Genomic DNA, 25,495 nt, shown 5'->3' with positions numbered 1-25,495 from the left:
CTGCTACCGCTTCCTGTCGAGGAATGGTCCCCTGCAACCACCAAACCCCCACCGCGACCACCCGACCGGGCACGGCGGTCACCGTAGACTTCGGCCGGATGGACGGGATCCGGGACACCGCGCGGCAGCGGCTGCGCGACACGATCGTCGACGCCGCCCGCGCGCAGGCCGTCGCCGTCGGCTGGGACGGCGTCCGCATGGGCGGTGTCGCGGGCGCGGCCGGGGTCAGTCGGCAGACCGTCTACAACGAGTTCGGCAGCAAGGCGGGGCTGGCCGAGGCGCTCGCCCGGCGGGAGGTCGACCGGTTCGTCGCGGACGTCCGGGCGGTGCTGCGCCGGCACGGCGACGACGTACGGGCCGGGGCGTACGCGGCGATCGCGCACACCCTCACCGAGGCGGCCGGCAATCCGTTGATCAAGGCGATCCTGACCAGCGCCCGGGGCGGCTCGGACGCGCTGCTGCCGTACCTGACCACGCGGGCCGAGCTGGTGCTCGACGAGGCGACAGGCGCGTTGCTGGAGTGGACCGGTCACCGGCTGCCGGAGGCCGACCCGACGGCCCTGGCCTTCGCCGCCGACGCGGTCGTCCGCCTGGTGGTCAGCCACATCGTGCTGCCGCAGGCACCCCCCGACCGGACCGCGCGGCACCTGACGAACCTCACCCTCCACCTCCTTTCCGCCGCCACCGCCACCCCGCTGGCCGGTCAGGACGTCGCCGGCGCCCCTCCCCGGCGGGTCGCCCCGCCGACGCCCTGATCGCCGGACCGGGCGGTCGTCGCGTCCGGCCGTCCGGACCGGGCGGTCGTCGCGTCCGGCCGACCGGACCGGGCGGTCGTCGCGTCCGGCCGACCGGACCGGGCCTAACGGCACGAAGCAGACCATTCCGGGTCGGGCAACCTGCCAGACTGGCCCGGTGACGGAAGACCGAGCGACAGCCGGAGGTGACCGGGGGAAGACCAGAGGGCACACGCCGGTACGCGTCCTGCTCCGCGACGCCGTCGACAGCCTGCTCGGCCGGCGCCGGGTGGTCGAGGGGACGCGTACGGCCACCGAGGAGCTCCTGGCCAACGTCGGCTACCAGCTACGGACCGCCCGCGCGATCAGGACGATCATCTGGACCCGGGTGATCGCCGTGCTGGTGCTGGTCGCCCTCGTCCCCCTCGCACGGCAGATGCCGGCGATCGGCGCGCTGGGCATGCTGGCGGCCGTCTCCTTCGCCCTGATCGTCGTGGAGGTCATCATGGCCGACGGGCAGCGCAGTCACCTGCGCGAGTCGGGCCTGGCCACCCGGGTGCGGACCTGAGGCCCGCGCCGCGAGGAGGTCAGCGGAGCGGGCGGCCCCGGAGGACGACGCGGGAGGGGGCGCGCACGACGCGCAGGTCCCGGCGCGGATCCTCGGGGTAGACGACGAGGTCGGCGGGGCCGCCCTCGGTGAGCCCCCCGAAGCCGAGCCAGGCGCGCCCGCCCCAGGAGGCGGCGGCGAGCACGTCCGCCGGGGTCATGCCGGCCCGCTCGTGCAGCAGCAGCATCTCGTCGGCGGCCAGCCCGTGGTCGATGCCACCGCCCGCGTCGGTGCCGACGTAGATCGGCACACCGGCCTCGTACGCGGCGCGGACCACGTCGGGGAAGCCGTCCCGGAGGGCGAGCATGTGGTCGGCGTACCCGGGGAACTTCTCCCGGGCCTGGTCGGCGATCCGGCCGAAGGTCTGAATATTGATCATGGTGGGCACCAGGGCGGTCCCCCGTCGGGCCATCTCGTCGACCAGGTCGACGCGCAGGCCGGTGCCGTGCTCCACCGAGTCCACCCCGGCCCGCACCATGATCGCGACGGCCTCCTCGGAGAAGGTGTGCACCGCGGCGCGTACCCCGGCGGCGTGTGCGGCCTCGACCGCCGCGGTCATGGTCGTCGCGTCCCAGGCCGGCGCGAGGTCCCCGACCCCCCGGTCGATCCAGTCGCCGACCAGCTTGACCCAGCCGTTGCCGGCGCGGGCCTGCGCGGCCACCGTGGCGACGACCTCCGCCGCCGGCACCTCCACCCCGATGTCGCGCAGGTAGCGTCGGGGTGGGGCGATGTGCCGGCCGGCGCGGGCCAGTCGCGGCACGTCGGGGTCGTCGTCGAGTTCCGGGTACGGATACGGCGAACCGGCGTCCCGGATGGCCAGCACCCCGGCGTCCCGGTCGACGACGGCCAGGTTTCGCGCCTGCTTCAACGAGCCGACCGGCGCGCCACCCCGGGCGATGCCGATGTGGCAGTGCGCGTCGACCAGGCCGGGCAGGATCCATCCGCCGTCGGCGATCGTCTCCGCGCCGGCGACCGGTTCAAAGGTCACCCGGTCCCCCACCAGCCACAGGTCGCGCTCCTCGTCGTCCGGGAGCACCACGCCGCGTACGTGCCAGGCCATTCGTCCTCCGTCTCAGCCGGTAGCCGGCGGTCGCGACCCATTCTTCCCGGCCGCGCCGAGGGCCGGTGGACCGGGACGGGCCCGGCAGCCTCCCCCACACCTCCGGCGGAACGGTAACGAAACCAACACCCACGGCGACACGAACGGTCGATTGACAGATTTATAGATTTAAGCCTGTCTTGATGTCGGGGCCGCTCGGCATCAGGATGCTCCGATGGGTCCCGGGGCACCGGGAGTTCCGCCTCGCCTCACAAAGGAGCGTCACAACCGTGTCACCACGAAGATGGCGTGTGGCAGCGCTCGGCCTCGCGGTCGGCCTGACCATTCCCGTCGGTGCCGTCGGGCAGTCCGCCTCGGCCGCGCCGGACCAGGCCGCCGCCGCTCAGGCGGTGGCCGCCAAGGTCGACAAGAAGGTCACCAACCGGATCGCCAGCACCGGCAAGTCGACCTTTTGGGTCTTCCTCGACAGCTCGGCCGACCTGACCAGCACGTCGAAGCTGCGTACCAAGGCGGAGAAGGGCTCCGCCGTGCTGCGCGCCAAGACCGCCCACGCCGAGCGCAGCCAGGCCGGACTCCGCGGCCTGCTGACCAAGCGGGGGGCCGAGTTCACGCCCTTCTGGCTGGTCAACACCATCAAGGTCACCGGCGACGCCAAGCTCCTCGATGAGCTTGCCACACGTGGTGAGGTCCGTGAGATCGTCGCCGACGACCCGGTGACCATCCCCGAGCCGCTCCCCGGCCAGACCGTCGCCACGGTGAACGGCGTCGAGTGGAACATCGACCGGATCAGCGCTCCCCGGGTCTGGAACGAGCTGGGTGTCCGGGGCGAGGGCGTCGTCATCGGCGGCATCGACACCGGGGTCAACTACCTGCACCCCGCGCTCAACGCCAGCTACCGGGGCCGTAAGGCCGACGGCACCTACGACCACAACTACAGCTGGTACGACCCGTCCGGCGCGTGCAGCGCCGACGAGCCCTGCGACAACAACGACCACGGCAGCCACACCATGGGCAGCATGGTCGGCCTGGACGGCGAGAACGTCGTCGGCGTCGCCCCGAACGCGAAGTGGATCGCCGCCAAGGGCTGCGAGTCCAGCTCCTGCTCCCGGACCTCGCTGCTCGCCTCCGGGCAGTGGATGCTCGCCCCCACCGACATCAACGGCCAGAACCCCCGCCCGGACCTCGCGCCGGACGTCATCAACAACTCGTGGGGCAACACCACCTACGACCCGTGGTACGCCGAGACCGTCTCGGCCTGGGTGGCCGCCGGCATCTTCCCGGCGTTCTCCAACGGCAACAGCGGGCCGGGCTGCAACACCTCCGGCAGCCCCGGGATGTACTCGATCAGCTACAGCTCCGGCGCGTTCGACGTGAACAACGCGATCGCCAGCTTCTCCAGCCGGGGCACCGGCGAGAACGGCGAGATCAAGCCGAACATCGCCGCCCCGGGTGCGAACGTCCGCTCGTCCACCCGTACCGGGTACGGGTCGTTCAGCGGCACCTCGATGGCCTCGCCGCACACCGCCGCCACGGTGGCGCTGATGTGGTCGGCCTCCCCCGCCATCCACGGGGACGTCGCCGCGACCCGGGCCATCCTGGACCAGACCGCCATCAACGTGGACGCGCTCACCTGCGGCGGCACCGTCGAGAAGAACAACGTCTTCGGCGAGGGCCGGCTCGACGCGTACGCGGCGGTGGACGCCACCCCGCGCGGCGCGCTCGGCACCGCGAACGGCCACGTCACCTCCGGCGGCGCGCCGCTGGCCGGGGCCACCGTGACCGTGACGGGCCCGATGACCCGCACCGGCGCCACCGCGGCCGACGGCTCGTACGGGTTCGACCGGCTCATGGTCGGCGACTACACCCTCACGGTCAGCAAGTTCGGTTACCTCACCGCCACCGGGCAGCTGACGGTCACCGAGAACCAGACGGTCACCAAGGACATCGTCGTCGAGCAGGCCCCCTCGGCCACGCTCAGCGGCACGGTGAGCACCTCCGCCGGACCGGCCGCGGGCGCCACCGTCAGCGTGCTGAACACCCCGCTCACCGCCACCGCGGACGCGCAGGGCAACTACTCGGTCACCGTCCCGCAGGGCAAGTACGACGTCCGCTTCACGCACGCGTACCGGTGCGCGGACGCGGTCACCCAGCCGGCGACGGTCAACGCCGACACCGACCTGGACGTCACCCTGCCCGACCGGGTGGACACCTTCGGGTACGCCTGCGGCGCGGCCGGGGGCAGCTTCGTCCCGGGCACCCAGCTGCTGAACATCACCGGCGACGACCGGACTGCCCCGGTGGCCCTGCCGTTCCGGGTGCCGCTGTACGGCAAGTCGTACAAGGACGCCTGGGTGAGCAGCAACGGCGTGCTGGGCTTCGGCACCGCCACCACCAACCGCACCAACACCACGATCCCGACCGCGGGCACCCCGAACCTCGCCCTCTTCCCGTTCTGGGACGACCTCTACGTCGAGGCCGACTCGGGCATCTACACCACGATCACCGGCAGCGCCCCGCGCCGCAGCTTCACGGTGGAGTGGCGCAACGTGGCGATCTACGCCGACCGCAGCCAGCGGCTGACGTTCAGCGCCACGATCGGTGAGGACGGTTCGGTCGTCTACCGCTACCAGGACGTCGACGGCACCGGCGCGGAGACCGGCACCGGGGCCACCATCGGCCTGGAGAACGAGAACGGCACCGCCGGCTTCCTCTACTCGTTCAACAGCGGCGCGATCGCCGACGGCACCGCCATCGCCTTCCGTACCACCCGCACCGGCGTGGTCTCCGGCGTGGTCACCGACGCCAACGACGGGCTGCCGGTGGCCGGGGCCACGGTCAGCGCCACGGTCGGCGACGTGACGCTCAGCGACACCTCGGACGCCAACGGCCGGTACCTGCTCCAGGCGCCGACCGGTGCGGTCGCGCTGGGGCTCGCGTCGGAGAACTACGAGACCGCCGCCGCCACGGTCACCCTGGCCGCCGGCGGCTCGGAGGTCCGGTCGGCGGCGCTGCGCACCGCCCGGATCGGCGCCAACGTCACCAGCCTCGTGGTGACCGCCCCGGCCGAGCAGACCCGCGGCCGGTCGATCGCGCTGAGCAACACGGGCGCGCTCGGCACCGACGTCACCGTGACGGAGCTGGACTCCGACGGCCTGCCGGCGGACATCGGCTGGCTGGAGCTGTCCGGCACGACCACCACGATGGCGGCCGGCGCCCGGCACACGGTCGGTGTGGTGACCCGGACCGCCGGACTGGCCCCGGGCAGCCACCACCAGGCCAAGGTGCAGATCAGCTCGGCCAGCGGCCGGAAGCCGGTGATCGTCGTACCGGTCACCCTGGTCGTGCCGAGCTACACGCTGGCGATCGACGCCGGTGGCACCGCCGGCCGGACCGACGTCGAGGGGCAGACCTGGTCGCCCGACCAGGCGTACGCCGCCGGCAAGGCCGGGTACGTCGGCACCTCCAGCCGTCGGTACACCACCACGACGATCACCGGTACGAACGACTCCGCCCGCTTCGCCGACCAGCGTGAGGGCATGCACGAGTACCGGGTCGACGGGCTCGCCGACGGCTGGTACACCGTCGAGCTGGACTTCGCCGAGGTGCGCAGCCAGCGGCCGGACAAGCGCGTCTTCGACGTGCTGCTGGAGGGCCAGGAGGTCCTGCCATCCCTGGACGTGGCCGGTGAGGTCGGCAGCTTCGCCGCGCTCAGCCGCACGTTCACCGTGCAGGTGACCGACGGGCAGCTCAACGTCCGGTTCGTCACGCACGCCGGCTACGGCCAGCCGATCGTCAACGCCCTCCGGGTGACCAACCGCCCGGATCTCGGCGTCTGACCGGTAGCACAGCGCGGGGCCCGGCCGTTCCCGGCCGGGCCCCGCGTCGTACCGGATCAAACCCCTGCTCCGGCACCGCCCACCGCCGGGCGGTCCACGACGGCAGGCCCCTCGTCGCCCACGGTCGGCCGACGACGACCGAGGTCGTCGACGCGGGGCTCAACCCTGCGCGCCGCCGCCCTTGCCCAGCTTGTTGAAGTCGATCTTCGGAAGCTTGAATCCCGGCGGGAGACCCTGCTGCCCACCCAGGTCGTTCGGGTTCAGCCCCGGCGGGAGCTGCGGCACACCGCCCGGGAAGCCACCGGGCATGCCGGCGCCGGCTCCGGTACGCGGCCGGCCGCCACCCTTGGTGCCCTTGCGCTTGTTCTTCGGGCTCTTGGTGGCCTTGCGGCGACCCGCGCCCGGCAGCCCCATCATGCCGCCCATCTGCTTCATCATCTTCTGCGCGTCGGCGAAGCGGTTGAGCAGCTGGTTGACGTCCATCACGGTGACCCCGGAACCGTTGGCGATCCGCGCCCGCCGGGAGCCGTTGATGATCTTCGGGTTGGTGCGCTCGCCCGGGGTCATCGACCGGATGATCGCGGTGACCCGGTCGAAGTGCTTGTCGTCCAGCTCGGCGAGCTGGTCCTTCATCTGCCCCATGCCGGGCATCATGGCCAGCACGTTGGCGATCGGGCCCATCCGCCGGACCGCGATGAGCTGGTCGAGGAAGTCCTCCAGGGTGAACTGCTCGCCGCCCATCAGCTTGGCGGTCATCTTCTCCTTCTGATCGGAGTCGAAGGCCTGCTCGGCCTGCTCGATCAGAGTGAGGACGTCGCCCATGCCGAGGATCCGGCTGGCCATCCGGTCCGGGTGGAAGACGTCGAAGTCCTCCAGCTTCTCGCCGGTCGAGGCGAACAGGATCGGTTGCCCGGTGACCTCCCGGACCGACAGCGCGGCACCACCACGGGCGTCGCCGTCGAGCTTCGACAGCACCACACCGGTGATGCCGACGCCGTCGCGGAACGCCTCGGCGGTGCGGACGGCGTCCTGACCGACCATCGCGTCGATGACGAAGATGACCTCGTCGGGGTCGACCGCGTCGCGGATGTCGGCGGCCTGCTGCATCATCTCGGCGTCGATGCCGAGCCGGCCGGCGGTGTCGACGATGACGACGTCCCGGGCGGCCCGGCGGGCGTGCTCGATCGACGCCCGCGCCACCTGCACCGGGTCACCGGTGCCGTTGCCGGGCTCCGGGGCGTACACCTCGACGCCGGCCCGGCCACCGAGGACCTGGAGCTGCCCGACGGCGTTCGGACGCTGGAGGTCGGCGGCGACCAGCAGCGGCTGGTGCCCCTGGGCCTTGAGCCAGCGGGCCAGCTTGCCGGCGAGGGTGGTCTTGCCGGAACCCTGGAGACCGGCGAGCATGATCACGGTCGGCGGCTGCTTGGCGAACTGGAGTCGCCGCCCCTCGCCCCCGAGAACGGCGATCAGCTCCTCGTTGACGATCTTGACGATCTGCTGGGCCGGGTTGAGCGCCTGGGAGACCTCGACGCCGCGCGCCCGCTCCTTGACGTTCGCGATGAAGCCCTTGACCACCGGCAGCGCGACGTCGGCCTCCAGCAGCGCCAGCCGGATCTCGCGCGCGGTGGCGTCGATGTCGGCGTCGGTGAGCCGACCCTTGCCGCGGAGCTTGGTGAAGATCCCGGAGAGGCGGTCACTCAAGGTGTCAAACACGCGAACATCCCGTTTGTCAGTGTTACGGCGGGCACGACGCGGCCGGGGAACACGGTCCGGCCACCGTTAGGGTAGCCCGCCGCCCGTGCCCCCGCTCCCGGCCGGGCACGGGAACGCCCGCGCCGAGGTGGTTGCAGGGGGCCCTTCCTCACCAAAATGCGGTAACAAGGGTCCCCTGCTACCACCGAACCCTGCTACCACCCACACTCACACGGCGGCCAGCACGGCGGCTTCCAGGAAGGGGCGGGCGTCCTCGTCCGGGCCGCCGCCGACCAGGTAGAACGCGTCCACCACGTCCCCACCGAGGGTGGAGATGCGGGCCGCCCGCACCTCGACGCCCGCCGCGTCCAACGCGCTGGTCACCCGGTAGAGCAGTCCGGCGGCGTCGGCCGCCCGCAGTTCCAGCACCACGGCGTCGGTGGCCGCGTCGCGGTGCCAGACCACCCGGGGAGCGGCCCCGCCGTCCCGCGCGGTCAGGGCCCGTCCGCGCAGTCGCTGGGTGACCGAGACGTCACCGGCCACCGCGCGGCGCAGGTCGGCGGTGAGCGCGAGCGGGTCCGGCGGCAGCCCGTAGCGGGGCTGCACCCGGCAGGTGACCAGGGCCCGCCCGTCGACCGTGGCGGCGTCGGCGGCGACCACCTCCAGCCGGTGCAGGGCCAGGCAGCCGGCCACCGTCGCGAGCAGACCGCGCCGGTCCGCCGCGGCCACCGCCACCGTGTCGTCGGTCAGGTGCACGACCGGCAGCGGCCCCGCCAGCAGCGCCGGGTCCGGAGCGGGTGGCGCGGGCAGGGCACCGGTGTCCAGCGCGGTACGGACCCGGCGGACGAGGTCGGCGACGAGCCGCCCCTTCCAGCCCGACCAGGCGGCCGGCCCGGTGGCCGCGGCGTCCGCCCGGACCAGGGCGTGCAGCAGGTCGAGGGTGACGATGTCGCCGACCGCCTCGGCGACCCGGGTGATGGTCACCGGGTCGTCCAGGTCCCGCCGGGTGGCCACGTCCGGCAGGAGCAGGTGCAGCCGGACCAGCGTGCCGATCAGGGCCACCTCGGCCGGGGGCAGCCCGACCCGGGTCGCCACCGCCTCGGCCAGCGGCACGCCGAGCACACTGTGGTCGGCGACGGCCCCGGAGGCGTCGGGCAGCCCCTTGCCGATGTCGTGCAGGAACGCGCCGAGCAGCAGCAGGTCGGGACGGTCGACCTCGCGGGCGAACCGGCTCGCCTCGGCGGCGGCCTGCACCAGGTGCCGGTCCACGGTGTACCGGTGCACCGGGTTGTGCTGCGGCAGGCTGCGCAGCCGGGGCCACTCGGGCAGCCAGGCGTCGACCAGCCCGTACCGGTCGCAGGTCTCCCACGCGGCGACCAGGCCCGGACCGGCCCCGAGCAGGGTGACCAGCGCGGCGCGGGCCTCCGCCGGCCAGGGTGACGGCAGCGGCGGGCAGTAGGCGGCGAGCCACTCGCAGGTGGCGCGCGCGATCGGCAGCCGGGTGGTGGCCGCGGCGGCGGCCACCCGGAGCGACAGGGCCGGGTCGGGGCGGGCCCCGATGGCGGTACGGGCGAGCACCAGTTCGCCGTCGTGCTCGACCACGTCCCGGGCGACCGGGCGGCGTACCGGCCGACCGTCGGAACCCCGTCGCCGCCGGACGCGGAGCCGGTCGGCGGCCCGCCAGGCGTCGTCGAGCGCGTGGCTGACCGTGCGGGCGTCCCCGGCCACCCGGCGCAGCAGCGCGTCCCCGTCGCCGACGAGGACACCCGGTGGGGCGGACGGCGCTCGCCCGAGGACGGTTCCCGGCTCCGGCCCGGCACCGGGTGGGGGCTGCGACGCGACGGCTCCCGGCGGCTCGACGGCTCCCGGCGGCTCGGCGGCTCCCGGCGGCTCGACGGACGCGCCGGGTGCGGGCTGGCGCAGACCGAGCAGGGCGGCGACACCGGCGCGCTCCTGCGCGAGCAGTCGGTCGACCCGCCGGCCGACCTGCTGGTGCAGGGCGTCCCGGGTGTCCAGCAGGCGCAGGTGGGCCGCCCGGACGGCCGGGCGCAGCGCGTCGGTGAGCCCGGCGATGGCGATGGCCCGCAGGATGCCCACGTCACGCAGCCCGCCAGCCGCTTCCTTGAGGTCCCCTTCGAGCAGGAAGGCCAACTCGCCGTGGGCCTGCCAGCGGCTCTCGGTGGCCTCCCGCAGCGCGGGGAGCTGACGGACGGCAGTGCGTCGCCACTGGTCGGCGGCGGTGCGGGCCAGCTCGTCGGCGACGGCTCGGTCCCCGGCGACGTACCGGGCGTCGAGCAGGCCGAGAGAGACCTTGACGTCGTCGAGGGCCACCGACAGTGCCTCGCCGACGGTGCGTACCGAGTGGTCCAGCTGGAGCCGGGCGTCCCAGACCGGGTACCAGACCGAGGCGGCCAGGTCGTCGATGCCCGGCACGCCGGTGTGCACGAGCACCAGGTCGAGGTCGGCGAAGGGGGCGCACTGCCGGCGGCCGAGGCCCCCGACGGCGACCAGCGCCACGCCCTCCCGCTCGGGCAGCAGGGTGCGTAGCCACCGGTCGTGGCGTTCGGCCCGTTCCCGCCGGGCGGCCGCACCGATGCCGGCGCTCGTCGCAACGGGCTCGTCTGCACCGGCCACGGCCGGAGCGGGACCGCCGACCCCGCCGACCGCCGGAGCGGGACCGCCGACCCCGCCGACCGCCGGAGCGGGACCGCCGACCCCGCCGACCGCCGGAGCGGGACCGGCGACCCCGCCGACCGCCGGAGCGGGACCGGCGACCCCGCCGACCGCCGGAGCGGGACCGGCGACCCCGCCGACCGCCGGAGCGGGACCGGCGACCCCGCCGACCGCGGGGACCGGACCGCCGGGGGCGGCGGCCGGGTCGGGTGCGGTCGGCGGGGTCATCGTGGGTCGCCGATCAGAGGGCGTCGAGGCCGCGCTCGCCGGTACGGACCCGGACGACATCCTCGACGGCGGTCACCCAGACCTTGCCGTCGCCGATCTTGCCGGTCCGGGCGGCGCCGACGATGGCGTCCACGACCTTCCCGACGTCGATCTCGTCGGTGAGCACCTCGACCCGGATCTTGGGCAGGAACTCGACCGTGTACTCGGCACCCCGGTAGACCTCGGTGTGCCCCTTCTGCCGGCCGTAACCCTGGACCTCGCTGACGGTCAGGCCGGCCACGCCGAGGGCGTGCAGGGCCTCCTTCACCGCGTCCAGCTGGTACGGCTTGATGACCGCGGTCACCAGCTTCATGTCCAACCCTTCCATCGCAGAAACGTTAGCCGGCGACCTTCTCGCTGACCGGGGTGGTGGGTTCGGGCTCGCCCCTCGGCGGCGTCGTCGCCGTCGGGGTGCCGATGCCGGCCATCGCGAACGCGCCGCCCGCGCTGCCGCCCGACGGCGACAGGTCGTAGCCGCTCTCCGCGTGCTCGGCGATGTCGATGCCGTTGATCTCGGCCTCGGCGGAGACCCGGAAGCCGATGGTCTTCTGGATGACGAAGCCGAGGACGAAGGCCACCGCGAAGGAGTAGACCGTGACGATCAGGGCGCTGAGCGCCTGGACGCCGAGCTGGGTCACCCCGCCGCCGTAGAAGAGGCCCTCGTCGGCGACGAGCGAGCTGACCGAGCTGGTGCCGAAGAGACCGATCCAGAGACAGCCGATCCAACCGCCCACGAAGTGCACGCCGACCACGTCGAGGGAGTCGTCGTAGCCGAGCTTGTACTTGAGGCCGACGGCGAGTGCGCAGACCGCACCGGCGACGACGCCGAGCAGGACCGCCGCCCAGGGTGCGACAAAGGCGCAGGCCGGGGTGATGGCGACCAGACCGGCGATGGCACCGGAGGAGGCACCCACCAGGGTGGGCCGCCCGTCGCGGACCTTCTCCACGACCAGCCAGCCGAGGACGGCGGCGGCGGTGGCGACCTGGGTGTTGAGGAAGGCGATCGCGGTGGTCGCGTCGGCGGTCAGCTCGGAGCCGGCGTTGAACCCGAACCAACCGAACCAGAGCAGGCCGGTGCCGAGCGCCACCATCGGGACGTTGTGCGGCTTCATGGCCTCCTTCGGCCAGCCGAGCCGCCGGCCGAGCACGAGCACCAGGGCGAGCGCGGCGGCACCGGCGTTGATGTGCACCGCCGTGCCTCCGGCGAAGTCCAGCGCGCCGAGCTTGGCCCCGATGAAGCCGCCACCCCACACCCAGTGCGCCACCGGGAAGTAGACCAGCGTCGCCCAGCCGAAGGCGAAGACCAGCCAGCCGGAGAACTTGGCGCGGTCGGAGATGGCCCCGCTGATCAGGGCGACGGTGATGATGGCGAACATCATCTGGAAGGCCATGAACACGTAGAGCGGGATGCCGGTCTCGCCCCACAGGTCGGTCTCGGCCATGAAGGTCTTGGTGCCGAGGTACTGGCCGACGTCACCGATGACGCCGCCCTGGTCGGCGCCGAAGGCGACGCTGAAGCCGTAGAACAGCCAGAGGACGCTGACCAGCCCCATGGCCGAGAAACTCATCATGATCATGTTGAGCACGCCCTTGGACCGGTTCAGGCCGCCGTAGAACAGCGCCAGACCCGGTGTCATGAGCAGCACGATCGCACTCGATATCAGCAACCACGCGGTGTTGCCGGTATCGATCGTCGGTGCTTCAGGCACGCTGGCCTCCTAAAGGTGAGGTTCCCTCCTTCGCGGCTTCCGGGGCAGCGTCGCCCGTACGCCGGATGCGCGAAAGAATCCGCCCCGGCTGTTTCACCTTCGGTCCCGGCGTGGTTTCCGGTCCGTCACGGGTTGTTTCGGACGTGTGAAGAAGCCCGCACCTCAGCGCAGCGCCCACTCCAGGGCGTGCCGTTCGTAGTCGAGCAGCCGCAGGTCGCGCATCGGGCGACGGAGGTGCCCCTTGTGCACGATCCGGACGAACGCCGGATCCCCGGCGGCGGCCATCCGGCGGATGCCCTCGACGTGGTCCACGATCCGCTTGCGGATGGTCCGGATCAGCCGGTGCCGGTCCCGGGGGATCAGCCCGTACGCGTCGGCGAAGAGCCGCAGCCGGCGCGGCCGGTCGGGGCGCTTCCAGCCGAGGGTGTAGGAGTCCCGGTCGGAGAAGATCGGCACCCAGGTCCAGGCCGCGTACGCCACGTCGTAGATCCGCGCGCCGGGCGAGGCGAGGTCGAAGTCGATCAGCCCGAGGGTGCCGTCCGGCCGCCAGATCACGTTGTGCGGGGCCGCGTCGTGGTGGCAGATGACCTCGGTGTCCGGCGGGGGCGGGCCGAACGAGCGCCAGACCGCCCCCGGCGGCGGGACGAAGCCGTACTGGGCGTCGTGGAACATCCGCAGCATCGTCGCCACGGTCACCAGCGCCTCGTCGGTGACCCAGTGCGGGGCGAGCGGGTACTCCCCGCACTCCCCCTCCAGGTACGACAGGACCTCGCGGTTGCGCTCGTCCATGCCGTACGCCCGGGGCGCGCCGGTGAAGCCGACGTACTCCAGGTGGCGCAGGAGGGCGTGCACAGCCGGGGTCCACGGCCCGGCGTTGCGCCGGACGGTGTCGCCCACCCGGACGACGGTGCTGACGTTCCCGCCGTGCAGCGGGATCTCCTGTGCGGTCACGTACGGTCTCCCGGGGCCGGTGCCGGCAAGCGGTGCTCGCGCCACCGGGTGCGGCGGCGGTCGTCGGTGGTCACCCGAGGTTACGCGTCCCGGGCGAGCGGCTCGGTGCCGAGCAGCGCGTCGACGAACTGAGTCGGCTCGAAGGGGGCCAGATCGTCCTTGCCCTCACCCAGTCCCACCAGCTTGACCGGAATGCCGAGTTTGCGCTGCACGGCGATGACGATACCGCCCTTGGCGGTGCCATCGAGTTTGGTGAGCACCACGCCGGTGACGTTGACCACCTCGGTGAAGACCCGGGCCTGTTCCAGACCGTTCTGCCCGGTGGTGGCGTCCAGGATGAGCAGCGTCTCGTCGATCGGGCCGTGCTTCTCCACCACCCGCTTGACCTTGCCCAGTTCGTCCATCAGGCCGATCTTGTTCTGGAGCCGGCCGGCGGTGTCGATCAGCACGGTGTCCACTCCGGTGCCGATGCCCCGTTTCACCGCGTCGAAGGCGACGCTGGCCGGGTCGGCCGCCTCCGGACCGCGCACGGTCTCCGCGCCGACCCGCCCACCCCAGGTCTCCAGCTGGTCGGCGGCGGCGGCCCGGAAGGTGTCGGCCGCGCCGAGCAGCACGCTGCGGCCGTCCGCGACCAGCACCCGGGCGATCTTGCCGCAGGTGGTGGTCTTGCCCGCGCCGTTGACCCCGACCACCAGCACCACCGCCGGCATGCCCTCCTTCGGTGCGGTGCGCAGTGAGCGGTCCAGCGTCGGGTCGAGCGCGTTGACCAGCTCGGCGGCGAGCAGGGCGCGCAGCTCGGTGGTGGATCGGGTGCCGAGCACCCGGGTCCGCTCGCGGAGCCGGTCGACGATCTCGCGGGTGGCCTCGATGCCGACGTCGGCGGTGATCAGGCTGTCCTCGATCTCCTCCCAGGCGTCCTCGTCGAGGTGGTCCCGACTGAGCAGCCCGAGCAGCCCCTTGCCGAAGACGTTCTGCGAACGGGACAGGCGGGACCGCAGCCGGACCAGTCGCCCGGCGGTCGGCTCGGGCACGTCCAGCGGCGGGACCTCGATGACCGGTGGGACCTCGACCACCGGCGGCTCGACCACCACGCCGGTGGCGGGTTCGGTGGGTGCCTCGACCGGTGGGACGACGGGCCGCTCCTCGACCCGGGTGGGTGCCTGCGCCTCCGGCAGCCGGGGCTCCGGCCGCCGCCGCAGCTTCGGCACGACCAGCCCCACGAGCGACAGGAGCAGCACACCGAGCAGGACCAGTGCGACTACGAGGTAATCCGCCATGCGGAAATCCTGTCAGATGCCGGCGTCGTCGGCTCAGCCACCGCGCCCGATCCCCGGGCGAACAGCGGTGACGCGGGGCGTGAGGCATGGGTGCGCGGTGCGGCGACAGGGTAGAAATGGTGAGCCGCTCTCGTCCCGGAGGTTCTGATGCCGAGTCCCCGCCTGCTCATCGGCCCGTTGCTGCGACGGGTCGTCGGCACGCGGGCCACCGTCTGGGTGGAGACCAGCGCGCCCGCGCTGGTCCGGGTCCGCACCGCCGACGGGGCCGAGGGCAGCTCCCCCACCTTCACCGCGTACGACCACCACTACGCGCTGGTCGTGGTGGAGGGGCTCACCCCGGACAGCACCTCGACGTACGAGGTGCTGGTCGACGACGAGGTGGCCTGGCCGGAGCCGCGCGGCTCCTTCCCGCCGAGCGTGATCCGCACCCGGGCCGCCGACGACCGGGACCAGCCGGTCCGCCTGGTCTTCGGCTCGTGCCGGGAGACCACCCAGCACTCCACCGCGCGGAAGCTGCCGCCGGACGCGCTGGACGCGTACGCCCGCCGGCTGATGGCCGACCCCGACGGCCCGGAGCGGCCCGATCTGCTGGTGCTCCTCGGCGACCAGGTCTACGCCGACGAGACCTCCCCGACGGTGCGGCGGCTGCTGCGCCGACGCCGCCGCCGGCCGGCGGGCGCCCCCACCGACCAGGTGGTCAGCTTCGACGAGTACACCAAGCTCTACCTGGAGTCGTGGCGGGACCCGGAGATCCGCTGGCTCTTCTCCACCGTGCCCAGCGTCATGATCTTCGACGACCACGAGATCATCGACGACTGGAACACCTCGGCCGCGTGGCGGGCGGAGATGCGCGAGCAGCCGTGGTGGGCGGAGCGGATCGGCAGCGGTCTCGCCTCCTACTGGGTCTACCAGCACCTGGGCAACCTCTCCCCGGACGAGATCGCCACCGACCCGGTCTACGCCAAGGTCGTCGCCGCCGGGACCGACGCCACCGAGGTGCTCCGCGAGTTCGGCAGCCGGGTCGACACCGAGTCCGACCTGGCGCACGACACCGAACGTTGGCGCAGCGTGCAGTACCAGTGGAGCTACGCGCTGGACCTCGGCCGGACCCGGCTGGTGATGCTGGACAACCGGTGCAGCCGGGTGCTGGAGCCGGCGCAGCGGGCGATGCTCCCGCCCGGCGAGTGGGCGTGGTTCGTCGACCAGGCGCACGGCGTCTACGACCACCTGGTGGTCGGCTCGTCACTGCCGTGGCTGCTGCCGCCGGGCATCCACCACGTGGAGGCGTGGAACGAGAAGCTGGCCTCCTCCCGCCGGCCATGGGTGGCCCGGGCCTCGGAGAGGCTGCGCCGGGCGCTGGACCTGGAGCACTGGGCCGCCTTCCAGCGGTCCTTCGACGCGCTCGGGGCACTGTTCGCCCGGATCGGCACCGGATCACCCGGCGCGCCCGGCGACCGGGTCGGGGCCGGGCCGGCGTACGCGCCGCCGGCCTCGATCAGCGTGCTCGGCGGGGACGTGCACCACTCGTACGTGGCGCGGGCCCGCTTCGGCGACGGCATGGTGACCCCGGTGCACCAGCTCACCTGCTCGCCGATCCACAACCAGGTGCCGGCCGGGATGCGTCCGCTGATGCGGCTCGGCTGGTCGGCGGGGCCCTCGGCGGCGGTCCGGGCGCTGGCCCGCTCCGCCGGGGTACGCCGGTCACCGGTGCGCTGGCGCAAGCTGAGCGGCCCGTACTTCGGCAACGCGGTCGGCACGCTGCTGCACCGGGGGCGGGAGGCCGAGGTGACCATCGAGGGCACCACCAGCGACGGCGCGCTGCATCCGGTGGCGTACCGGCGACTGACCACCCAGCGCTGAGCGGGGCACCGTACCCTCGTGCCGTGGACGATCAGCTACCGGAGCCGCTGCGGACGGTGGAGCACGAGTTGACCACCCTGCTGCGCCGGGGCCGGACGGTCTCCTGGGGGTTGGTCAAGGAGGTGCACCCGCACCTGGAGCCGAACAGCTACGGTCTCCTGCTCTGGCTGCGGCGCAGCGGCTCGACCCGGCTGACCGACCTCGCCACCCGGCTCGGGGTCGGCAAGGGGACGCTCAGCCGGCAGATCCGGGGGCTGGAGGCGCTCGGGCTGGTCCGCCGCGACCCGGATCCGGTGGACCGGCGGGCCGCCCAGCTCAGCCTGACCGAGGAGGGGCAGCGCCGTTTCGACGCGGCGCGCGGGACCCGGCTCGACGAGCTGGAGCGGTCCCTGCGGGACTGGCCGGCGGAGGACCTGACCGAGTTCGCCCGGCTGCTGCGCCGGTTCAACGGGAGCTGGACACCCGAGCGGGGTTGAGGCACGGGCCACACCCGGAACAGGGCTCCGGCGCCACAATATTGTTGCTTAAGGCAACCAAAGCTACGGTTGCCTCACGCAACTTCTCGACGCCGGAGGTAGTCCCACGATGTCCCAGGCCGCCGCGCCCCCACGGACGACCCCGGTGGAGATGACCCACCGCCAGATCCTGGAAGCCCTCTCCGGCCTGCTGCTGGGCCTGTTCGTCGCGATCCTCTCCTCCACGGTCGTCTCGAACGCGCTGCCCCGGATCATCACCGAGCTGCACGGTGGGCAGTCCGCGTACACCTGGGTGGTCACCTCGACCTTGCTCGCCACCACCGCGACCACCCCGCTCTGGGGCAAGCTCGCCGACCTGACGAGCAAGAAGGCACTGGTCCAGGTCTCGCTGGTGATCTACGTCCTCGGCTCGGTGCTGGCCGGGCTCTCCCAGTCCACCGGGCAGCTGATCGCCTGCCGGGTGGTCCAGGGCATCGGGGCCGGCGGCCTCACCGCGCTGGCGCAGGTGATCATGGCCATGATGATCGCGCCCCGGGAACGCGGCCGGTACAGCGGCTACCTCGGCGCGGTGATGGCGGTCGGCACCATCGGCGGCCCGCTCATCGGCGGCGTGATCGTGGACACTTCCTGGCTCGGCTGGCGCTGGTGCTTCTACGTCGGCGTGCCGTTCGCCGTCGCCGCGCTCGTCGTGCTCCAGAAGACGCTGAAGCTGCCCGTGGTCCGGCGCGAGGCGAAGATCGACTGGTGGGGCGCCTCCCTGATCACCGCCGCCGTCTCGCTGCTGCTGGTCTGGGTCTCCCTCGCCGGGGACCGGTACGCCTGGGTGTCCTGGCAGACCGCCACGATGGTGGGCGGGGCGCTGCTGCTCGGCGCGCTGGCGGTCCGGGTCGAGACGCGGGTGGCCGAGCCGGTCATCCCGCCGAAGCTGTTCCGCAACCGCACCATCGCGCTGGCCACGGTGGCCAGCGTCGCGGTCGGCGTCGGCATGTTCGGCGCGTCGGTCTTCCTCGGCCAGTACTCCCAGATCAGCCGGGGCCAGAGCCCGACCATGTCCGGCCTGATGACCCTGCCGATGATCCTCGGCCTGCTGGTCTCCTCCACCGTGAGCGGCCGGATCATCACCCGGACCGGCCGCTGGAAGCGGTACCTGGTGGCCGGCTCGGCGCTGCTCACCCTCGGTTTCGCCCTGATGGGCACGCTCCGCTACGACACGAACTTCTGGTTGCTCAGCGTCTACATGGCCGTCATCGGTGTCGGTGTGGGCATGACCATGCAGAACCTGGTGCTGGCCGTGCAGAACACCGTCGGCCCGCACGAACTGGGCGCGGCCAGCTCCGTGGTCGCCTTCTTCCGCAGCCTCGGCGGCGCGGTCGGCGTCTCCGTGCTCGGCGCGGTCCTCGGTCACCGGGTGCAGGGCTTCCTCGCCGACGGCCTGGCCCGGCTCGGCGTCCCGACCAGCGGCGCGGCCGGCGGCGGAACCCTGCCGGACGTGCACACGCTGCCCGGCCCGGTGCGCACCGTGGTGGAGAGCGCGTACGGCCACGGCGCCGGGGACATCTTCCTGGTCGCCACCCCGTTCGCCCTGATCGCGCTGATCGCGGTCTGCTTCATCCGGGAGGTGCCGCTGCGGCGGCACAACGAGCCGCCGGCCACCGGGGTCGAGCGGGCGGCCCCGGTGTCCGCCGGAGTCGGCACGGCCGGCAAATCCGGTCGCCCGTTGTCACCCCCGCCGGCCAGGATGACCGGATGACCTGGAGAGCACCGCAGATCACCCGGACCCCCGAGCCCTACGTCGCCGACGAGCGCACCATGCTGGAGGGCTGGCTCGACTACCACCGGCAGACGTTGCTGCACAAGTGCGCCGGTCTGACCGCCGAACAGCTCCGCACGCCCAGTGTCGAGCCGTCCGGGCTGACCCTGCTCGGCCTGGTCCGGCACATGGCCGAGGTGGAGGCCTTCTGGTTCCGGGAGAACGCCGCCGGGGAGACGGTCGACTACCCGTACTTCACCGAGGCCACGCCGGACGCCGACTTCGACGTGACCGACGCCGACGCCGACGCCGACCTGGCCGTCTTCGGACGGCAGGTCGAGCTGGCCCGGGCCGCCGTCGTGGGTCGCTCCCTCGACCAGGTCTTCACCGACCGGGGACGGGAGCGGAACCTGCGCTGGGTGTACGTGCACATGATCGAGGAGTACGCCCGGCACAACGGCCACGCCGACCTGATCCGGGAACGGATCGACGGGGTCACCGGCGACTGACCCACCCACCGGCCGCGGTCGGGGCGGCCATCCGCCCCGACCGCGACGGTCAGTACGCCAGCGCGGCCCGGACGTAACGCAGCCCCTCCGGTCCGCTCCACCGGTACGCCGACAGCCCGGCGACCCGGGCACCGCTGATCATGCGGTCGTCGTCGTCGACGAAGAGCACCCGCTCCGGCGGGGTGCGCAGCGCCTGGCAGGCCGCCTGGAAGTACTCCTTCGAGGGCTTGTGCACCCCGATGGCCGAGGAGTTGACCACGGCGTCCAGCTCGTCGGTCAGGCCGAGCGCGGCGAGGTCGGCGTCGAGCAGGTCGGTGGCGTTGGTGGCCAGCCCGACCGGGATCCCGGCGGCGCGCACCTCGCGGACGAAGGCGAGCACGTCCGGGTCCACCTCACCCCGGTACTCCTGCCACTCGGCCACCGCCGCCCGGGCCTGCTCGGGATCCACCGCCCGGCCGGCCAGCGCGTCCGCCACGCTGCCCATCCAGTCGGCATGGCTGACCCGCCCCACCAGCACTGGTTGGAGCCGGCCCCAGTGCATGGCGATGTCGCCGAGCACACCCGGGGTCAGCCCGTACCGTCGTTCCACCCCGGCCGCCACGGCCGGGTCCCAGCGTCGCAGGACGCCGTCGAAGTCCACCAGGAGCGCCGTCGCGCGTTCCCGAGCCACTACTGATTCTCCTCGCTGCGGCCGAGCCGCTGATCCGTGCCGCGGCCGGGCCGCTCGTTCTCCCCGTCGGTCCGGTTGAGTCGTTGGCTGATCACCTGGGTCACGCCGTTGCGCATGGTCACCCCGTAGAGCGCGTCGGCGACCTCCATCGTCCGTTTCTGGTGGGTGATGACGATCAACTGGCTCTTCTCCCGCAACTGTGCCAGCAGGGTGATCAAGCGGCCCAGGTTGACGTCGTCCAGGGCCGCCTCGACCTCGTCCATGATGTAGAACGGGCTGGGCCGGGCCCGGAAGATCGCCACCAGCATCGCCACCGCGGTCAATGACCGCTCCCCGCCGGAGAGCAGCGACAGCCGCTTGATCTTCTTACCCGGCGGCCGGGCCTCCACCTCCACCCCGGTGGTGAGCAGGTCGTCCGGTTCGGTGAGCACCAGCCGTCCCTCGCCACCGGGGAAGAGCACCGTGAAGACCTGCTGGAACTCCCGCGCGGTGTCGGCGAACGCGCTGGCGAAGACCTCCAGGATCCGGTCGTCGACGTCCTTGACCACGGTGAGCAGGTCCCGGCGGGTGGCCTTGAGGTCCTCCAGCTGTTCGGAGAGGAACTTGTAGCGCTCCTCCAGCGCGGCGAACTCCTCCAGGGCGAGCGGGTTGACCTTGCCGAGCAGGGTCAGCTCCCGTTCCGCCTTGGCGGCCCGTTTCTCCTGCACCGCCCGCTCGTAGCGGACCGGCTCGGGCACCGGCGTCCCGTCCCGCTCGGCCGCAGCGACGTCCGCCTGGGTCGGGGGCACCGGCTGGTCCGGGCCGTACTCGCCGATCAGGGCGGCCACGTCCAGTCCGAAGTCCTCGGCGGCCTTCGCCTCCAGCTGCTCGATGCGCAGCCGCTGCTCGGCGCGGGCCACCTCGTCCCGGTGTACCTGGCTGGTCAGCCGTTCCAGTTCCGCGCCGAGGCGCTTGGCCGCGCCGCGTACCTCGGAGAGCTCGGCCTCCCGCGCGGCGCGTTCGGCCGCCACCGCGTCGCGGTGCTCCCCGGCCCGCGCGATCGAGGTGGTCAACCGGGTCAGGGCGTCGCGGGCCCCACCGGCCACCGCGCGGGCGATCGCCGCCCCCCGGGTACGCGCCGCCCGGCGGGCCGCCGCGCGTTCCCGGGCGGCCCGTTCGGCGCTCGCCTGGCGGCGCAGCGAGTCGGCCCGGCCGGCGATCGAGGAGACCCGCTCCTCGGCGGTCCGCACCGCGAGCCGGACCTCCATCTCGTTCTGCCGGGCCTGCGGCACCATCGCGGCGAGCTGGTCGCGTTCCTCGGTGGACGGTTCCGCGTCGATCGGGGTGGCCTCGGCCAGCCGCAGCCGCTCCGCCAGCTCGTCGAGGGTGGTCAGGTCCCGCTCCCGGGCCGCCTGGGCACGGGCCAGCGACTCGCCGAGCCGGTCGGTCTCGCCCCGTGCGCTGCGGGCGGCGGCACCGAGTTCGGCCAGCCGGCGGGCGGCGGCGTTGCGGTGGCTCTCCGCCTCCCGCCGGGCGGCGGCGGCGTGCTGCACCGCCTCCTTCGCGCCCGCCACCTCGGCCCGCGCCTCGACGAGTCGGTCACGCAACTCGGCGCTGGTCCGCTCGGCCGCGAGCCGGTTGGACCGGGCCTCCTCGACGGCCGCGGTCACCTCGATGAAGCTGGGCGCCTTCGCCGAGCCGCCGGCCGCCGCGTACGCCCCGACCACGTCGCCGTCCGGGGTGACCGCGCGCAGTTCCGGGTTGCCGGCCACCACCTCGGCGGCGGCGGCGAGGTCGTCGACGAGCACCACGTCGCGCAGGGCCCGGTGCACCGCCGGGCGCAGCTGTGCCGCACACTCGACCAGGTCGGGAGCCCACCGCGCACCGTCGGGCAGCTTCGGGCGCAGCGCGTCGGCGGAGCCGTCCATCCCGGGGCCGGCGGGGCTGCCGACCAGCAACCCGGCCCGGCCGGCGTCGGAGATCTTCAGCAGCCGCATCGCCTCGATCGCCTCGTCCACCCCGGTGACCGCGACCGCGTCGGCCAGTCCGCCGAGCGCGGCGGCGAGGGCCGCCTCGTGGCCGGGCGCGACGGTGAGCAGCCCGGCCAGGCTGCCGAGCAGGCCGGGCACCTCGTCGGCGCGGGCGAGCAGCGCGCCCGCGCCGTCCTTGCGGCGCAGGCCGAGGGCGAGCGCCTCCTCGCGGGCCTTCCAGGTGGCGGCGTCCTTCTCCGCCGTCCGCTCGGCGTCGCTCAACGCCCGGACACCGGCCTGTGCCTTCTCGTGGGCGGCGACCGCCTCGGCGTGCCGGGCGTCCAGCTCGGCGTTGTCCCGGTCCGCCTCGGTGGACTGCTCGGCCACCGCATCAAGCTCGGCCTGTGCCTGCTCGGCGCGAGCGAGGGCGTCGGCGTGCGCGGCGGCGAGCCGTTCGATCTCCTCACCGGCGCTGGTGGTCCGGGCCCGGGCCGAGTTGACCTGCCCGGTGAGGCGCGCCAGCCCCTCGCGCCGGTCCGCGATGGCCTTCGCCGCGGCGACCAGTTCCCGCTCGGCGGCGGTGAGCTGCCGCTCCAGCTCCTGCCGGTGCTCCACCGCCTCGGCGAGCCGGACCTGGTCGTCGGTGAGCGCGGCGCGCAGCTCCTCCTCCTGCTCGCGGACCCGCTCCGCCTCCGCCTCCAGCTGGTCGGGGTCGCGGCCGGGACGTTCGTCGTCGGGGGTGGCGCTGAGGTGGCGCAGCCGCTCCCGGGCGAGCTGCTCGATCGACCGGAACCGCTCGGAGAGGGCGGAGAGTTTGTACCAGGTGTCCTGCGCGGCGGCGAGCAGCGGCGCGTCCTCGGCCAGCGCCGCCTCCAGCTCACCGAGGCGCTGCTGCACCTGGGTGTGTTCCTCCTCGACCTGCTCGCGGCGCTCCCGCAGGGCGGCCTCGTCGGCGATCTCCCGGTCCAGGGTGGCGCGCAGGGTGGCCAGGTCGTCGGCGAGCAGCCGCAGCCGGGCGTCGCGCAGGTTGGCCTGGATGGCGGCGGCCCGCCGGGCCACCTCGGCCTGCCGGCCCAGCGGCTTGAGCTGGCGACGCAGCTCGGCGGTGAGGTCGGTGAGCCGGTTGAGGTTGGTCTGCATCGCGTCCAGCTTCCGCAGCGCCTTCTCCTTGCGCTTGCGGTGCTTCAGGACGCCTGCGGCCTCCTCGATGAAGGCCCGCCGGTCCTCCGGCTTGGCGTGCAGCATGCCGTCGAGCCGGCCCTGGCCGACGATGATGTGCATCTCCCGGCCGATGCCGGAGTCCGACAGCAGCTCCTGGATGTCGAGCAGGCGACAGGAGTCGCCGTTGATCTCGTACTCGCTCTCGCCGGAGCGGAACATCCGGCGGGTGATGGAGACCTCGGTGTACTCGATCGGCAGCGCACCGTCGGTGTTGTCGATGGTGAGGGTCACCTCGGCCCGGCCGAGCGGGGCGCGGCCGGCGGTGCCGGCGAAGATGACGTCCTCCATCTTGCCGCCCCGCAGCGCCTTGGCGCCCTGTTCGCCCAGCACCCAGGCGATGGCGTCGACGACGTTGGACTTACCGGATCCGTTCGGCCCCACCACACAGGTGATGCCCGGCTCCAGCTTGAGCGTCGTGGCGGAGGCGAAGGACTTGAACCCCTTCACCGTCAGGCTCTTGAGATGCACCTTCTCGATCCTCGTCCGGTGGCCGCCGTCCCGTCGCGGGCTGCCGCGCCGGGCTCGGTTGCCGTGCCGTGGTGGGCCGCGCGGACCTGGTCAACCCGCAGAGTAACCCGGTGCCGGGCGAGGCCCGGTATGCGACCCACCCCGCGACGGACCGGAGGACGGACGGTGAACGACCGGTGCACAGAGCTGCGCGCCGGCACACATGTGTCGGCGCGCGTTTTCCTTCTGCTGCGATTCAGTTGTCCGGGAACCGGGGATCAGGTCAGCGCGGGCTCGGCCAGCCGGAGCAGGTCGTCCGTCTCCGCCGCCGCCGCCGCGAGCCGATCGTTCTCGGCCCGCAGACGCGTGATCTCGAACTCCAGTGCCTGAACCCTGGCACGCAGCCGGGTGACCTCGTCGAGCAGGCGCCGATCGGACGCCGCACCAACGTGGCCGTACAGGGCCTTCGCCATTTTGACTCCTTGATATGCGCTGCCGGAAAGGCCGGCCAACGCGCGCCCACTGGTTCGCGGCTGCCACCCCGAGGAAACTTCGGGCATGACTGGGCGCGACTGGCGACACCTACATATTGAGCCGCCAACCCCTCGTTCGTCAAGTTCCCGCAGGCCGTGGATCATCACAGTGCCAACCCGAGCATCACTCGGATCGCCGCCAGGCACGGACGGACAATGTCCGGACCGGACCACTGTAACTCCGTGGGGTGTCGAATCGGTTACCTTGCGAGCCGGTTTCGTCTTAACTCTTCCTTAGCGGCATTGCCGCTGCTCAGAGCGGCCACGTAGCGTCACCCCGGCCCGTGAACCCGACCCCGTGGAGGCACCGGAGTGTACGGCTGGACCGACCCGATGGAACCGGACGACGCCGACCGGCGCCCCGAACCGCCGACCGAGGAGTCGCCGTACCGGGACAACGGTCGCCCGATGCCGCGCTCGTCGCACCTGTTCGGGGACGAGCCGGAGGGACCGACCGCCGGCTGGCACGACGGGCCGCACGCCGGTCGCCACCGGTCACGTCGCCGGATCTCCCGCCCGTTCCTGATCGTGGGTACCGCCGCGGCGGCCACGCTCGTGGTGGCCGTCGGAGTCGGCACGGTGCTGGTGCGCGACGACCAAGCGCCGCCCGCCACCGTGGCCGCCGAGGATGTGCCGGTGGCACCGCCGCTGCCCGGCTCCGAACTGTCCCCCTCGACGTCGGCCAGCACCAGCCCCTCCCCCCGGTCGGCCAGCCCGACCCCCGCACCGAGCCGTAGCGTCCGGCCGACGCCGGCCCCGAGCCGTGCCACCGCCCCGTCGCGGCGCACCGTGGAGCGGAACAGGACCGCGACCGCCCGCGCCACCACCGCCGCCGCGCCGGCCACCGGCGGCACCGAACAGGCCCAGGTCGTCGCCCTGGTGAACGCCGAACGGGCCAAGGCCGGCTGCGGCGCGGTGAGCGTCGACGCCAAGCTCACCACCGCCGCGCAGCGGCACAGCGAGGACCAGGCCACCCACCAGAAGATGTCGCACACCGGCAGCGACGGCAGCGACGTCGGCGACCGCCTCGCCCGGGTCGGCTACGACTGGCGCGGCTACGGCGAGAACGTCGCCTGGAACCAGCAGACCCCGGCGGCGGTGATGGCGGCCTGGATGAACAGCGCGGGCCACCGGGCCAACATCCTCAACTGCGCGTTCACCGAGATCGGCGTCGGGGTCGCGCGGAGCAACGGCCCGTACTGGACGCAGGTCTTCGGCACGCCCGGCTGACCGGTCCCGCCCGACGTCCCGTCCCGGCCGGCGGTTCGCCC

Annotated in this window: 18 protein-coding genes; 8 read left to right on the top strand and 10 right to left on the bottom strand. The window is 73.2% G+C overall.

Going from position 1 to position 25,495, the window contains the following annotated elements:
• Positions 1-98: 98 nt before the first annotated feature.
• Positions 99-755 (top strand): TetR/AcrR family transcriptional regulator, encoded by a 657-nt coding sequence (locus GA0074694_RS14765; RefSeq protein ID WP_091459189.1) that lies wholly within the window; start codon positions 99-101, stop codon positions 753-755.
• A gap of 157 nt (positions 756-912) precedes the next feature.
• Positions 913-1,302, top strand: a complete 390-nt coding sequence (locus tag GA0074694_RS14760) for a hypothetical protein (protein ID WP_091458343.1) — start codon at positions 913-915, stop codon at positions 1,300-1,302.
• 19 nt (positions 1,303-1,321) lie between these two features.
• On the opposite strand, the gene GA0074694_RS14755 is transcribed toward GA0074694_RS14760, so the two are convergent.
• The gene (locus GA0074694_RS14755) at positions 1,322-2,401 is read right to left on the bottom strand and encodes an amidohydrolase family protein (protein WP_091458341.1); all 1,080 of its coding nucleotides are present in this window, start codon (positions 2,399-2,401) and stop codon (positions 1,322-1,324) included.
• Positions 2,402-2,691: 290 nt separating this feature from the next.
• Between GA0074694_RS14755 and GA0074694_RS14750 the strand changes: the two genes are divergently transcribed.
• The gene (locus tag GA0074694_RS14750; protein WP_218105689.1) at positions 2,692-6,237 is read left to right on the top strand and encodes a S8 family serine peptidase; all 3,546 of its coding nucleotides are present in this window, start codon (positions 2,692-2,694) and stop codon (positions 6,235-6,237) included.
• Positions 6,238-6,396: 159 nt separating this feature from the next.
• Here the strand turns inward: GA0074694_RS14750 and ffh are convergent, their stop codons facing one another.
• The 6 genes from ffh to ftsY form a co-directional block, all read right to left on the bottom strand.
• Entirely contained in the window at positions 6,397-7,953 is a 1,557-nt protein-coding gene (gene ffh, locus GA0074694_RS14745; protein WP_091458340.1) for a signal recognition particle protein, read from the bottom strand.
• 207 nt (positions 7,954-8,160) lie between these two features.
• On the bottom strand, positions 8,161-10,566 hold the full coding sequence (locus tag GA0074694_RS34205; protein ID WP_091459185.1) for an HD domain-containing protein: 2,406 nt from the start codon (positions 10,564-10,566) through the stop codon (positions 8,161-8,163).
• 280 nt (positions 10,567-10,846) lie between these two features.
• On the bottom strand, positions 10,847-11,185 hold the full coding sequence (locus tag GA0074694_RS14735) for a P-II family nitrogen regulator (protein ID WP_176737947.1): 339 nt from the start codon (positions 11,183-11,185) through the stop codon (positions 10,847-10,849).
• 25 nt (positions 11,186-11,210) lie between these two features.
• Positions 11,211-12,581, bottom strand: a complete 1,371-nt coding sequence (locus tag GA0074694_RS14730; RefSeq protein ID WP_091458336.1) for an ammonium transporter — start codon at positions 12,579-12,581, stop codon at positions 11,211-11,213.
• A gap of 162 nt (positions 12,582-12,743) precedes the next feature.
• On the bottom strand, positions 12,744-13,532 hold the full coding sequence (locus tag GA0074694_RS14725) for an aminoglycoside phosphotransferase family protein (RefSeq protein WP_088980205.1): 789 nt from the start codon (positions 13,530-13,532) through the stop codon (positions 12,744-12,746).
• 80 nt (positions 13,533-13,612) lie between these two features.
• Positions 13,613-14,809 (bottom strand): signal recognition particle-docking protein FtsY, encoded by a 1,197-nt coding sequence (gene ftsY, locus GA0074694_RS14720; protein WP_091458334.1) that lies wholly within the window; start codon positions 14,807-14,809, stop codon positions 13,613-13,615.
• A 147-nt stretch (positions 14,810-14,956) separates the two neighbouring features.
• Between ftsY and GA0074694_RS14715 the strand changes: the two genes are divergently transcribed.
• The 4 genes from GA0074694_RS14715 (at position 14,957) to GA0074694_RS14700 (ending at position 19,404) form a co-directional block, all read left to right on the top strand.
• Positions 14,957-16,669, top strand: a complete 1,713-nt coding sequence (locus GA0074694_RS14715; RefSeq protein ID WP_091458332.1) for an alkaline phosphatase D family protein — start codon at positions 14,957-14,959, stop codon at positions 16,667-16,669.
• A gap of 23 nt (positions 16,670-16,692) precedes the next feature.
• Positions 16,693-17,145 (top strand): MarR family winged helix-turn-helix transcriptional regulator, encoded by a 453-nt coding sequence (locus tag GA0074694_RS14710; RefSeq protein WP_091458331.1) that lies wholly within the window; start codon positions 16,693-16,695, stop codon positions 17,143-17,145.
• 109 nt (positions 17,146-17,254) lie between these two features.
• On the top strand, positions 17,255-18,895 hold the full coding sequence (locus GA0074694_RS14705) for an MDR family MFS transporter (protein ID WP_091458328.1): 1,641 nt from the start codon (positions 17,255-17,257) through the stop codon (positions 18,893-18,895).
• Positions 18,892-19,404 carry a DinB family protein gene (locus GA0074694_RS14700; RefSeq protein ID WP_091458325.1) on the top strand — a complete coding sequence of 171 codons (513 nt, stop codon included), beginning with the start codon at positions 18,892-18,894 and terminating at the stop codon, positions 19,402-19,404. The genes GA0074694_RS14705 and GA0074694_RS14700 overlap by 4 nt, the downstream gene beginning before the upstream one ends.
• Before the next feature lie 49 nt (positions 19,405-19,453).
• Here GA0074694_RS14700 and GA0074694_RS14695 read toward each other — a convergent pair whose 3' ends face one another.
• The 3 genes from GA0074694_RS14695 to GA0074694_RS14685 form a co-directional block, all read right to left on the bottom strand.
• Positions 19,454-20,074: an HAD-IA family hydrolase gene (locus GA0074694_RS14695; RefSeq protein ID WP_091458323.1), complete on the bottom strand. Its 621-nt coding sequence runs from the start codon at positions 20,072-20,074 to the stop codon at positions 19,454-19,456.
• Positions 20,074-23,712 carry a chromosome segregation protein SMC gene (smc, locus tag GA0074694_RS14690; protein ID WP_091458320.1) on the bottom strand — a complete coding sequence of 1,213 codons (3,639 nt, stop codon included), beginning with the start codon at positions 23,710-23,712 and terminating at the stop codon, positions 20,074-20,076. The genes GA0074694_RS14695 and smc overlap by 1 nt, the downstream gene beginning before the upstream one ends.
• Positions 23,713-23,969: 257 nt before the next feature.
• Positions 23,970-24,164, bottom strand: a complete 195-nt coding sequence (locus GA0074694_RS14685) for a hypothetical protein (protein WP_091458317.1) — start codon at positions 24,162-24,164, stop codon at positions 23,970-23,972.
• A gap of 372 nt (positions 24,165-24,536) precedes the next feature.
• Here GA0074694_RS14685 and GA0074694_RS14680 point away from each other — a divergent pair, with 372 nt between their 5' ends.
• Positions 24,537-25,454 (top strand): CAP domain-containing protein, encoded by a 918-nt coding sequence (locus tag GA0074694_RS14680; protein ID WP_091458316.1) that lies wholly within the window; start codon positions 24,537-24,539, stop codon positions 25,452-25,454.
• The last annotated feature ends 41 nt before the right edge of the window (positions 25,455-25,495 follow it).

This window comes from Micromonospora inyonensis, assembly GCF_900091415.1.
Lineage (GTDB): Bacteria > Actinomycetota > Actinomycetes > Mycobacteriales > Micromonosporaceae > Micromonospora > Micromonospora inyonensis.
The sequence above is the reverse complement of the archived record's forward strand: the minus strand, read 5'-3'. Positions and strand labels throughout refer to the sequence as shown.

Coding starts and splice junctions, on each gene's coding strand:
- GA0074694_RS14755 (WP_091458341.1), bottom strand. CDS start 2,401: ATGGCCTGGCACGTACGCGGCGTGGTGCTCCCGGACGACGAGGAGCGC.
- ftsY (WP_091458334.1), bottom strand. CDS start 14,809: ATGGCGGATTACCTCGTAGTCGCACTGGTCCTGCTCGGTGTGCTGCTC.
- GA0074694_RS14765 (WP_091459189.1), top strand. CDS start 99: ATGGACGGGATCCGGGACACCGCGCGGCAGCGGCTGCGCGACACGATC.
- GA0074694_RS14715 (WP_091458332.1), top strand. CDS start 14,957: ATGCCGAGTCCCCGCCTGCTCATCGGCCCGTTGCTGCGACGGGTCGTC.
- GA0074694_RS14685 (WP_091458317.1), bottom strand. CDS start 24,164: ATGGCGAAGGCCCTGTACGGCCACGTTGGTGCGGCGTCCGATCGGCGC.
- GA0074694_RS14735 (WP_176737947.1), bottom strand. CDS start 11,185: ATGAAGCTGGTGACCGCGGTCATCAAGCCGTACCAGCTGGACGCGGTG.
- GA0074694_RS14700 (WP_091458325.1), top strand. CDS start 18,892: ATGACCTGGAGAGCACCGCAGATCACCCGGACCCCCGAGCCCTACGTC.
- GA0074694_RS14705 (WP_091458328.1), top strand. CDS start 17,255: ATGTCCCAGGCCGCCGCGCCCCCACGGACGACCCCGGTGGAGATGACC.